Below are 11,528 nucleotides of genomic sequence, written 5' to 3' on the forward strand. Positions count from 1 at the left end.
CAGACACGTCGCAAGGCCGTGCGCGGGGCGAGACAGATTCCCGCCCGCTGCGCCGCGCGCCGCTACTGCGCCTGCGCGCCGCCCAGGTGCTTGCTCAGGAACGCCAGCAACTGCGTGTAGTAGGCACGCCGGTGCGGCTCGGTATAGAAGCCGTGGCCCTCGTTGGGGAAATACAACGACTCCACCGGCACCCCAGCCTTCTTCAACGCCTTCTCCATGCGCTCGGTGTGTTCGATCGGCGCACGCTCGTCCTTGCCGCCGGCCGCCAGGAACACCGGCACGCGGATGCGCGCGGCCAGATTGACCGGCGACCGCGCCGCCAGGCTGTCGCGTTCGCCCAGCCAGTCGCCGGCCCAGGCCTTGGTCCAGCGCGCGTACCTGGCCTGGTCGCGGTACATCGTCTCCAGGTCGTAGACGCCGACGTAGCCGGCCGCACAGCGGTAAAGGTCCGGCTCCTTCGCCGCGCCCATCAGCGCGGCATAGGCGCCGTAGCTGGCGCCATAGATGCAGATGCGCGCGCCATCGGCGATGCCCTGGTCGATCGCCCAACGGGTGGCATCGGTGAGATCGTCCTGCATGCGCCCGCCCCACTCCCGCGCGCCGGCCTGGGTATAGGCGCGGCCGTAATTGCCGGAGCCGCGGTAGTTCACCCGCAACACCGCGTAGCCGGCCGCGGCCAGCACCTGCGCATCGTCGTCGAACTCCCAGCCATCGAAGAGGCCGAACGGCCCGCCATGCGGCAGCAACACCATCGGCAGCGGCTTGCCGGCCGGCGCCTGCAGCGGCAGGGTGAGATAGCCATGCAGGGCCATGCCATCCCTGGCCTTGAACGCCACCTCGCGGGTCGACGGCATCCGCTCCGGCACGAACCATTCGCGCCGGCTGAAGACCCGCTTGGCCGATTTATCGGCGGTATTGAACAGAAAATAATCGCCGTTGTTGCGATCGCTCCACACATAGAGCATCAGCAGGCGCCGATCGGCAGTGGCGGAGGTGATGAACACCGCATCGCCGTTGAAGGCCTGCTCCAGCGCGCGGTACAGCCGTGCCGTCGGCACGGTCTCATCGAAGAAGCGGTTGTGCACGCGGTCGCTCATGAACGACACGCCGATCGGGGTGCGGCCGTCCAGGTCGCGCAGCACCTGGTAGGGATCGACCTTCGCATCGCGCAGCAGCGGCGTGGCGCGTTCGCTCTGCGGATCCCATGCCACCACAGCATCGGGCCCCTCGGCCTGCTCCACCTGCAGGTAGGCGATCCTGTCGTCCGCGGAAAAGCCGAGCGGGAAGCTGCGATGCCCGCTGCTGGCCTCGTCGTTGATCAGCTTCCAGGGACTGCCGTCGTCGTTGCGGTAGAAAAGCTTGTTGGTGTTGCTGCCGGTCTCGGCACCCTGCGCGAAGCGCACGTGGCCGCCATGGTCGGTGACGAAGTCCGCACGCGCCACCGGCGCGCGTGCCACCGGCGTGCGCCGGTGGTTGTAGATGTCGAGCCTGTCCACATGCACGGTGGGGTCCTTGGTCTGCTCCACCACCGACACCAGCACCGCGCGCGGGTCGTCCGGCAAGGTGTCGAGCATGAACACCGACGGGTCCAGGCCGGCCTTGTAGGTGACGCCGTTGACGCTGTCGTTGAGCCCGTAGGGGCTGGCCAGCAAGCGCGCATTCTTGCCGTCGGCGTCGATGGCATGCAGCTGGCCGATCGCCACCGGACGGTCCAGTGCACCCAGGCGCTCGGCCATCGACACCACGATGCGCTCGTCGCTGGCCCACCAGTAGTCGTGCACCACCGAATCGGCCTGGCCCATGATCTTGGCCGAGACCTGCTTGTCGCTGCGCCGAATCACCGCCAGCACGGTGCGGTCCTCGAGCGGTGCGATGACCGTGTAATAGGCGCCGGTCGGGGAGATCTTGACCCGGTCGAACTGGTCGCGCTGCAGATACGGCGCCAAGTCCACCGGCGCCACCTGCGCGCACGCGCTCCCCGCAAGCGCAAGGCCTGCCCACACGATCCACGCTCGCATTCGATCCGCCCCTGTCCCCTGAGCGGAAGATGGTGACAAGCGCCGGGCGAAACGTCCAGCACTGCCCCGCCGCGCTGCCTGCGGGCGGCAGGCCCTCGCGGCGCGGGGCCCAGAAACGACTTGCCCGCGACGCAGGGCGCCGCGGGCAAGCATCGAGGTTCGATTGTCGCGGCGGACTACACCTTGCCGCGGCGGAACATCGAGATCACCGCCAGGATCAGGAACACCACGAACAGGATCCAGGCGATGTTGGTCGCCGCGCCGGCGATGCCGCTGAAACCGAGCACAGCGGCGATGATGGCGATCACGAAGAAGATGATGGCGTAATGCAGCATGGCAATGTCCAGAAAGTTGTCGTGCCGAATCGGCGCGGCATCATCTTCGGAAACCGCGGGTCGTCAAGGAGTGACGGGCATGTCGTGGCGCCATGAGGACGCGAGCCGCTGCAGTCCCTGCTCGATGCTTACCTGCGGCACGTAGCCGAAGTCGCGCCGCGCCGGCTCCATGCTGTACCAGTGCGGAGTGCACAGCTGCTCGGCGAGGAACCGCGTCAGCGGCGGCTCGCCGCGCAGGCGCAGCAGCGGCCACAGGGTTTCGCAGGCGGCGCCGATGCGGTAGGCGGCCTTGAACGAAAGCGTCTTGGTCACCGCCGGTGCACCGACCGCGGCCAACAGCTTGTTGAGCAGCTCGCGCATCGGCAACGGCTCGCCGTTGGAGATGAAGTAGGCCTTGCCGGCACAGGGCGCGCCCACCGCCAGGTGCTCGAAGGCGTCGAAGTGCGCCTGCGCGGCGTTGTCGATGTAGGTGGAATCGACCTTGTTGTCGCCGCCGCCGACCAGGCGCACGCGCCCGGCCTGCGCACGCGCCACCAGCTTGGGCAGGATCTGGTTGTCGCCCGGCCCCCAGATCAGCCGCGGGCGCAGCGCCACCACCGCCAGTTGCGCGTCGTTGGCGGCCAGCACCATGCGCTCGGCGATCGCCTTGGTCGCCGCATATGGCGCCTGAAAATCCTCGCCGTAAGGCACCTGGTCGGCGCCCAGGCCCTCGACCGGATGCGTGGCGCGGTGGGTCACGCTCGGCGTGGAGGTGTAGACCAGGCGCCCGACGCCATGCGCGCGGCAGGCGGCCAGCACGTTCTCGGTGCCGACCACGTTGGGCTGGTAGTAACTGTCGTAGCTGCCCCAGGCCCCGGCCTTGGCGGCGTTGTGGAACACCGCATCGGCGCCGGCCAGCGCATGCTGCAGCGCCTGCGCGTCGACTAGGTCGCCCCGCACCTGGGCCACGCCCAGCGCCTGCAGTTCCGGGTAGTGGCCACGGTTGTAGCTGACCACCTGGTGCCCGCGCGCGACCAGCCCGCGGCACAGCGCCTGGCCCAGGAACCCACCACCGCCCGTCACCACAATCTTCATCGCGTCGTACCGATCGAACCAGGGCGCACACGATAGCCGGGGGCGCCGGCGAAGGCGATCCGCGATGACGACGCCGGCGACACAAGCCGCGCAAACCCTTGATCCGACTGACCTTCAGAATTCTTCACTCTGGCATCAGGCACTTCAGCGATGCCACGGGCGTAAGTGCGCTGGCCTTCCACCGGAGTTCCGCCATGTCGCCCCTGCCGCTGCTGCTGTGCCTCACCCTCTCCCTCGTCGTTCCGTGTGCTTCCGCCGCCGTACCAGCGGCCGCGACCGCACCGCCGGCGCAGGACGACGGCTGGCCCGTCGCCGACGCCGCCGCCGGCGGCTGGAAACTGGAGCGGCTGGCCGCCATGGAACGCGCCATCGCCGACGGCGCGGCGCCGGACACCACCAGCGTGCTGATCGTGCGCGACGGCGCCCTGGTCTACGAGCGCTACTTTGGCGGTGCCGACCGGCAGACCTTGCACGACACCCGCTCGGCGACCAAGAGCGTGACCGCGCTGCTGGTCGGCGCGGCGATCGCCCGCGGCCGCCTGCCCGGCGTGCAGGCACGCGTCTACCACTTCTTCGACGACCGCCATTGGCAGCACGATGCGCCACGCAAGCGCGCGATCAGCATCGAAGATCTGCTGACGATGAGTTCGCAATGGGAATGCGACGACGACAACGCCTTCTCCAGCGGCCACGAGGAACGCATGTACGTCAGTGCCGACTGGACGCAGTTCGCACTGGACCTGCCGCTCAAGGGCTATGCGCCATGGATGCGCCGCCCCGAGGAGAGCCCGCATGGGCGCGCCTTCTCCTACTGCACCGCTGGCAGCTTCCTGCTCGGTGCGGTGCTCGAGAAGGCCACCGGGCAGCGCCTGGAGGACTTCGCCGGGCAGGTCCTGGAGCGGCCGCTGGGCATCGTCGGTGCACGCTGGCTGCACGCCGCCGAAGGCGTCGGCATGGGCGGTGGCGGCACCCGCTACCGCAGCCGCGACCTGGCCAAGTTCGGCCAGCTCCTGCTCGACGAGGGCCGCTGGCACGGCACACAGGTGTTGCCGGCGGCATGGATCCGGGCAATGACCCAGGTGCATGCACAAGCCCGCGACGATGCCGACTACGGCTATCTGCTGTGGCGCTTCCGCTTCCAGGCGCACGGCGTCGAACGCGGGGTCTGGGCGATGTCGGGCAACGGCGGCAACTATGTGTTCGTGCTGCCGGAGGAACGCCTGGTGGTGGTGATCACCCGGCGTGCCTACAACCGGCCGCAGATGCACCCGCAATCGCAGGCGCTGCTCGCCGACTACGTGCTCACGGCACTGCCGTAGGCACCAGTCCGGCACGCTGCGCCTGCACGCGTTGCGCGGCGACATCGGCCTCGTTGCGTGCCAGCAGCGCCGCGAAACCCGGCTCGGCGCGCAATGGCGCCAGCAGCGGCGACACCCGCAGGTAGGCGGCATCGCGATAGCCCGCGGCCTGCGCCCGGCGCAGCGCGGCCAGGGCCGCCGGCCGGTCGCCGGCCAATTGCAGCAGCAGCGCCGCATCCACCGCATCCAGCGGGTCGGTGCCGCGCGTCACGCCGTCCAGCAAGGCCTGGGCCCGCGCGCGCAACTGCGGCACCGGCGGCAGCGGTTGCGCCTGCAGCGTCCAGGCCACGGTCTGGGCGAAACTGCCCTGCGGCCGCAGACGCATCGCCTGCAGGCTGGCCTGGCGTGCGTGCGCGGTGTCGCCACGCGCCAGCGCCAGCTCCGCCTGCAGCAGGAACAGCCCGGCGTAGTCGGTGCCGCGCCCCAGCGCCTGGTCCAGCGCGACCTGGGCTTCGGCCGTGCGGCCATGCACGAACAGGAAGCGCGGCCACGCCAGATTGGAATACGCGCTGTCGGGATAGAGCTGGAAGCTGTCGCGGTAGCGGACCTCGGCGGCGCTGGCGTAGCCCAGCAGATCGAGGTTGCTGGCGATCTGCAGCGTCAGGAAGCGCACCCGCGCCGGATCGCGCACCCGCATGTTCGCCGCCAGCGCCTGCGCCAAGCGGCCCTGGCGCTCGTACAGATAGGCCGCCGAGCCGCGCACGGCATCGGCCTGCGGGTCCAGTTGCAACGCGCGCTCGTAGGCGGCCAGCGCCGCGGCGTTGTCGCCGCGGCAATCGTACGCATAACCAAGCGCGGCATGCGCGGCGGCCAGACGCGGGTGCGCCGCGAGCACCTGCGTCGCCAACCGCTGCGCGCGCAATGCGGCCTGCTGGTCGCCGTCGTATTGGCAGACGCGCGCACTGTAGGCGCGGCTCAGGCCAATCAAGGCTGCCGTCTCGTCCGGTGCCTGCTGCAGGCGCTGCTGGTACAGCGCGATCGCACGCGCGTTGTCGTCGCGCTGGCCAATGCCGGCGTAGTACTCGGCGCGCTGCAACAACGGCGACGCGGCTGGCGTCGGCGCGGGTGCCTGCCAGCGCCATGCCGCCACTACCGAGACGATCGCCACCGCACCGGCCGCGATCGCCCAGGCGCCACGGCTGCGCCACATCGACCGCGGCGCAAGGGCTGCGTCGGCAGGATCGGGGGCGGCATCGGGCTGTACCGGCAGGCACAGTTGATACCCCTGGCCACGCACCGAGCGCAGATAGCGCGGTTGCCGCGAGGCGTCGCCCAGCGCCTGGCGCAGCAGGCGCACGCGCTGGGTGACGGTCTCCTCGTTGACCAGCGCCGGCGCCCACACCTGCGCGATCAGTTCATCGAACCCCACCACGCGCTGACCCTGCTGCAGCAGGTAATGCAGCAGGCGAAAACTCAGCCCGCCCACCTCCAGCACCGCACCGTCGCGCTCGACCCGCTGCCGCGCCGCGTCGATGCGCAGGTCGCCCAGCCGGTAGCGCGCGGCCATCGTCTTGCCTCAGTGCAGTTTTTCCGCGGCCCACAGCGCCAGCTTCTCGCGGCCGATCTTGGCGTTGTGGCGGATGTCGACCGGGAACCCCGGGTGGCCAAGGAAGTCGACGATGCCGGCCGTGTGCGGATGCGCGGCGGCGGTGGCGCGCAGTTGCGCGAGCAGTTCGTCCAGTTCCAGTTGGCTCGCCATCCAGGCCTTGTCGTCCAACTCGTAGCACAGCACCGGGCGCTGCTGCCCCGGCGCGCCGATGCCGACCAGGGCGGTGCGGCCGATGCCCGGCAATGCGTTGAAGATCGGCTCCACCTGTTCGGTGTACAGCGGCCCCTGCTCCGTTTCCACGCGCTGGGTCTTGCGCCCGCAGAACCACAGGCGGCCCTGCGCATCGAAATAGCCGACGTCGCCCATGCGATGCACGATGCGTTCGCTGCCGTCGTCCAGGCGTTCGCGGATCTTGGCCAGGCGCGTGGCCGCGTCACGGTTGAAATAGGTGTCGGTGGCGGTCGGGCCGGCCACGGTGATCTCGCCGACCGTGCCCGTGGGCACTTCGCGCACGCCGCTCCACTCGGGAATCGCCGCGTCGTCGATGGCGATGATGCGCACCTCGTTGGGCGGCACCACCGTGCCGATGCAGGTACCGGCGCCGCGCTCGGTGGCCGCGCGTGTGTCCTGCAGCTCGCGGCCCTCGATCACCGCCACCGGCAGGCATTCGGTGGCGCCGTAGGGCGTCCAGAAGCGTCCGTCCTCCGGCAGCAGACTGCGGATCCGCGCCACCACGTCCGGCGGCACCGGCGCGCCGGCCGAGGTGGCGCAGCGCACGTTGGGCAACGGCTTGCCGTAGTCGGCCAGCACCCGCATCAGCGCAGGTGACCCGAACAGCTGGGTCACGCCGAAGCGCCGCATCGCATCGTGCAGCTTGCGCGGATCGACCTTGGCCGGACGCGTCGGATCCATGTCCGGGATCACCGAGGTCAGCCCCAGCGCCGGGTCGAACAGCGCGAACGGCGGGAAGGTCGGCAGGTCGATCCCGCCGGGCAGCATGTCGAAGGCATTGCGCATCAGCTCGATCTGGCCGACGAAATGCCGGTGCCGGTAGACCACGCCCTTGGGCACGCCGGTGGAGCCGCTGGTGAACAGGATCGCGGCGACGTCGTCCGCATGCGTGTCGGCCAGCTGGCTGCCGGCGCCCTGGCCGGCGCGCTCGATCCGCGCCAGCGTGGTCCCGCCCCAGGCCCAGCGCCGGCCGACGGTGACGATCCGTTTCGCCGAGCGCGCCCAGCCGAGCAGACGCCGCGCCAGCTGCGCCAGCGGAATGCCGATGAAGGCCTCCGGCTGCGCCTCGTCCAGGCATTGCTTGAGCGCGCGGCGGTCGATGCCCGGATCGACCAGCACCGGCACCGCGCCGGCCTTGAACAGCGCGAACATCAGCAGGAAGAACTCCGGCGACGGCCGCACCATCACCACGGTGCGGGTGCCGCGGCCGATGCCATAGCTGCCCAGGCCGGCGGCGATGGCATCGCTGCGCGCGTCCAGCTGCGCGTAGCTCAGGGTCACGTCGTAGGCGGCCATGCCGCCGGCACCGGGCCGGCCGGGGCAGCGCATGGCGATCTGGTCCGGGCGCTCGCGCGCCAGCCGCGGCAGCGTGGCCGCGATGTTGCAGGTCGTGGTCATGGGCCGATTATCGCCGATGCGCCGGGCCGTGGCCGACGACCTCCCGTCGCCGGCGGCCGCGGCTGAATGCCTGCGTGCTTGCAGCGCGCTCCGGTTCGGTCAGAATGCCGCGCCCCCCACGCTGTTCGCCGCGCAAGGCCCGGCCGCCATGTCCCATCCCTGCCTCACCTGCGGCGCCTGCTGCGCCTACTTCCGCGTCAGTTTCCACTGGAGCGAAGCCGATCCCGCGCTGGGCGGCAGGGTCCCGATCGAACTGACCGAGCCGCTGCGCACCCACGAGCGGGTGATGCGCGGCACCTCGCAGGCGCAGCCGCGCTGCATCGCCCTGGACGCCGACATCGGCCGCTACAGCCGCTGCAGCATTCACGAGCGGCGGCCGTCGGTGTGCGCGGCGGTGCCGGCCTCGCTGGAATTCGGCGAACGCAGCGCGCAATGCGACAAATCGCGTCTGGCGCATGGGCTGCCGCTGCTGACCGCGGCCGACTGGGACGGCGTGGTCGAACGCAATCTGCCGGACGCCTGAGCGGCGGCGCTACCTGCATGGCCTGGATGCCGTAGGAGCGGCTCAGCGGCTCAGCGATGCTTCCAGGCGGTCGTCACCGGATTGGTCACCGTGTTCTTCTCCAGCGTGTAGGTGCCGTTCTGCTGGGCGATGGCCTCGCCGGTGTCGACGATCGCGTTCTGGATGAAGACGTTCTGGTCCTCGCCGCGAATGAAGGTCAACTGATGGAAGGCGGTCTTGTTGCCCCAGTCCTCGGACGGCAGCGAGATGAAGCGGATCGTATAGGTCTGGTCGTCGAAGCTGCCCTGCAGCACGTACACGCCGTAGTGGTTCTCGCCCTGCGAGATGATCTTGTACATGCCGTTGCTGTAGTAATAGATCTCCGCATCGGGGAATGGCTTCTTGTCGTACAGCTTGCGGTAGTGCAGCACCTGCTTCCAGGTGGGCTGGCCGAATCCGACCGTCAGCGTCTTGCCGTCCGCGGACGTGGTCAGATCCTCCGCATGCGCGCCGGGCACGCTCATCGCCATCAGCAGCATCGCCATCGCCATCGTTTTCACTCTCTGTCTCCGCTCGGATTGCGCGCAGCGTCCGCTCGGTGCGCCGCGTATGTCGGCGGCGACTGTACCTAGCCGACAATGTTGCAGCACGGCAATCGGTAGCAGTTTGCGTGCGCCGGTGTAGACGATCCACGACGCAGCGGCAACCCCGCTCCCACATCACCGCATGGCCATGCCCTGCTCCTGGCATGCGTGCCGATGCAGTGAAAACAGCACGCCGCATCGCGTGCGCGGGTGCGCGCTCAGGACAGCGGATGCGCGTCCAGGAAGCGGCGGATCGCAGGCACCAGCACCTCGTGCTTGTCTTCCAGCACGTAGTGGTTGGCGTCCTCGAAGGCCATCACCTCGGCCTGCGGCAGCGCGCGGCGGAAGCCCTCCAGGAAATGATGGTCGAAGCAGATGTCGCGCAGGCCCCAGCCGATGAAAGCCGGGCGATCGGCGAACGACGGCAGCGCCTGCTCGGCCCGCGCCAGCAGCGACCAGGCCTTGTCCGCCGGCGACAGCGGGATGTCCTGCATGAAACGGATGGTGGAGATGCGGTTGGCCCAACTGTCGTACGGCGCCACGTAGGCGCGGCGCACGTCGGCGGGCATGCGCCGCGACACGCCCAGCCACGACGCGCCCGAGGAGAACGCGTTGAAGGTACGGATGAACCACTCGCCCATGCGCCAATGCCGGCCCATCGCGATCTGCCACGGCATCGGCTTGGCCGCCGGCAGCGGAAACGCCGCGGTATTGGTGATGACCAGGCGCCGCACCTGCGCGTGATGCGACAGCGCCCAGCCGAAGCCGATCATGCCGCCCCAGTCGTGCACCGCCAGCGTCACCGGCCCGTCGATGCGCAGATGCCGCAGCAGCGCATCCAGGTCGTCCACGCGCGATTGCAGGGTGTAGTCGTAACCGGGCTGCGCGCCCGGCGCATCGTCCGGCTTGTCCGACAGGCCCATGCCGATGTGGTCGGGCACGATGCAGCGATAGCGGTCCGACAACCCGCTCACCAGCGTGCGCCACAGATAGCTCCACGACGGATTGCCGTGCAGCATCACCACCACCTCGCCCTCGCGCGGGCCTTCGTCGAGATAGGACATGTGCAGCCCCGGGCGAACCTGGAAGCGCTGCGGGGTGAAGGGGTAGCCGGGGTAGTTCATGTCAATCGCATCCGATCCAGATCGAAGGAACCCGCGTCTTGTCGGCATCCGTCCAATTGCCGCGGGTAGAAAAATTACGCTCACCACACTCACATCCCACCATGACGGTCGCACCCTCCTCTGGACGGGCCGCATCGCACGCGAAAAATGCCGTGCTTGCCATCACGCCATCAAGTCCTCGCCAAGCGCAGTCACACGGTAGGCAGGCAGGTGATGGTCGTCATTGGAGAGCAGGCGCAGAAAAGCAGGGTGCAGGAACAGCTTCTCCTTGCCCATGCGCTGCTCCTGCAACACGCCGATCTGCACCAGCTCGCGCAAGTGGCGGGCTGCAGTCTGCCGGGTCACCCCCACCAGGTCCACGACGTTCTGGATGCGGCAATACGGCTGGTTGAAGATCACCTCGACCAGCTCGCGGCTGTACGCCTTGGGTGCCTGATCGCGGACGTAGTCGCGGGCCTGCGCCTCCAGGCCGCGGATCGCCTGGATCTTGGCCGTCGTCCACGTCGCCGTCTCGGCCACGGCGCTGAGCATGTACTCGATCCACTCGGCCCACTGTCCGTGTCGGGTGACGTCCAGCAGCAGACGGTAGTAATCGCTGCGGTGACGGATGATGTAGCGCGACAGATACAGCACCGGCAGGTCGAGCAATCCCTGCTCGACCAGCATCAGCAGGTTCAGCACGCGTCCGGTGCGTCCGTTGCCGTCGGTGAAGGGGTGAATGGCTTCAAACTGATAGTGCGCCACCGCCATGCGAATCAGCGGATCGATGTCCGTGTGCTCGTGGATGAAGCGCTCCCAGTTGGCCAGCTTGTCGCGCAGCAGGGTTTCGCCGACGGGCGGGGTATAGATGACCTGCTGGGTCTGGTCGTTGGCCAGGGCAGTACCGGGCACGCGGCGGATCTGCATCTGCACCGCCTTGATGCGGCTGCAGACCACGATCGCGGTGTCCGTGCACAGCGGGCGCTGCCGCAACGACTGGAAGCCTTCGTAGAGCGCGCTGCGGTAGCGCAATGCCTCCTTGGTGGCCGGTTTCTGCGCCTTGTCCTGATCGTCGGCATAGCGGAACAGATCGTCCGTGGTGGTGACGATGTTCTCGATCTCCGAACTGGCCTGCGCCTCGAGGATCGGAATCGTGTTGATCAACACGGTGGGATTGGGCAGCAGCGCCGTGGCCTGTTTCAGCTCGGCCAGTGCAGTGCGGGCTTCTATGCAGACCTTGAGCAGATGCCGCGTCTCGATCTCTGCCGCGGGTGGAAGCGACGGGAGATCATTGAACGGGAGCTCGGCCTTGAACCTGGACACGTCTTCCATGGCTGCGTCGATCATGTTCGGGGAACGAACATGATGCAATGACA

At 68.9% G+C, this 11,528-nt stretch carries 10 protein-coding genes; 2 read left to right on the top strand and 8 right to left on the bottom strand.

Going from position 1 to position 11,528, the window contains the following annotated elements; all coding sequences use genetic code 11:
* Positions 1 to 62: 62 nt before the first annotated feature.
* The 3 genes from AC1G9L_RS20590 to oleD form a co-directional block, all read right to left on the bottom strand.
* Entirely contained in the window at positions 63 to 2,018 is a 1,956-nt protein-coding gene (locus AC1G9L_RS20590; RefSeq protein ID WP_481069849.1) for an alpha/beta hydrolase family protein, read from the bottom strand.
* Positions 2,019 to 2,194: 176 nt separating this feature from the next.
* Positions 2,195 to 2,353, bottom strand: a complete 159-nt coding sequence (locus tag AC1G9L_RS20595) for a DUF1328 domain-containing protein (protein ID WP_003468167.1) — start codon at positions 2,351 to 2,353, stop codon at positions 2,195 to 2,197.
* Between the two features lie 63 nt (positions 2,354 to 2,416).
* Positions 2,417 to 3,427 carry a 2-alkyl-3-oxoalkanoate reductase gene (gene oleD, locus AC1G9L_RS20600; protein ID WP_019800011.1) on the bottom strand — a complete coding sequence of 337 codons (1,011 nt, stop codon included), beginning with the start codon at positions 3,425 to 3,427 and terminating at the stop codon, positions 2,417 to 2,419.
* A 194-nt stretch (positions 3,428 to 3,621) separates the two neighbouring features.
* On the opposite strand from oleD, the gene AC1G9L_RS20605 reads away from it, so the two are divergent.
* Positions 3,622 to 4,746 carry a serine hydrolase domain-containing protein gene (locus tag AC1G9L_RS20605; protein ID WP_481069850.1) on the top strand — a complete coding sequence of 375 codons (1,125 nt, stop codon included), beginning with the start codon at positions 3,622 to 3,624 and terminating at the stop codon, positions 4,744 to 4,746.
* Here AC1G9L_RS20605 and AC1G9L_RS20610 read toward each other — a convergent pair.
* Both AC1G9L_RS20610 and oleC read right to left on the bottom strand, forming a co-directional pair.
* Positions 4,730 to 6,292 carry a winged helix-turn-helix domain-containing protein gene (locus tag AC1G9L_RS20610; protein WP_481069851.1) on the bottom strand — a complete coding sequence of 521 codons (1,563 nt, stop codon included), beginning with the start codon at positions 6,290 to 6,292 and terminating at the stop codon, positions 4,730 to 4,732. The two genes, AC1G9L_RS20605 and AC1G9L_RS20610, sit on opposite strands and share 17 nt — an antisense overlap.
* 9 nt (positions 6,293 to 6,301) lie before the next feature.
* Positions 6,302 to 7,963 (bottom strand): olefin beta-lactone synthetase, encoded by a 1,662-nt coding sequence (gene oleC / locus AC1G9L_RS20615; RefSeq protein ID WP_019800619.1) that lies wholly within the window; start codon positions 7,961 to 7,963, stop codon positions 6,302 to 6,304.
* 148 nt (positions 7,964 to 8,111) lie between these two features.
* Between oleC and AC1G9L_RS20620 the strand changes: the two genes are divergently transcribed.
* Positions 8,112 to 8,486 carry a YkgJ family cysteine cluster protein gene (locus tag AC1G9L_RS20620; protein WP_481069852.1) on the top strand — a complete coding sequence of 125 codons (375 nt, stop codon included), beginning with the start codon at positions 8,112 to 8,114 and terminating at the stop codon, positions 8,484 to 8,486.
* A 50-nt stretch (positions 8,487 to 8,536) separates the two neighbouring features.
* Here the strand turns inward: AC1G9L_RS20620 and AC1G9L_RS20625 are convergent, their stop codons facing one another.
* From AC1G9L_RS20625 to fic, 3 genes are all read right to left on the bottom strand, one after another.
* On the bottom strand, positions 8,537 to 9,016 hold the full coding sequence (locus tag AC1G9L_RS20625) for a hypothetical protein (RefSeq protein ID WP_019800621.1): 480 nt from the start codon (positions 9,014 to 9,016) through the stop codon (positions 8,537 to 8,539).
* A gap of 251 nt (positions 9,017 to 9,267) precedes the next feature.
* The gene (locus AC1G9L_RS20630; RefSeq protein WP_019800622.1) at positions 9,268 to 10,173 is read right to left on the bottom strand and encodes an alpha/beta fold hydrolase; all 906 of its coding nucleotides are present in this window, start codon (positions 10,171 to 10,173) and stop codon (positions 9,268 to 9,270) included.
* 162 nt (positions 10,174 to 10,335) lie between these two features.
* The gene (fic, locus tag AC1G9L_RS20635) at positions 10,336 to 11,499 is read right to left on the bottom strand and encodes a protein adenylyltransferase Fic (RefSeq protein ID WP_019800623.1); all 1,164 of its coding nucleotides are present in this window, start codon (positions 11,497 to 11,499) and stop codon (positions 10,336 to 10,338) included.
* Positions 11,500 to 11,528: the final 29 nt, after the last annotated feature.

It is taken from the genome of Xanthomonas sp. NCPPB 1132 (genome assembly GCF_056629235.1).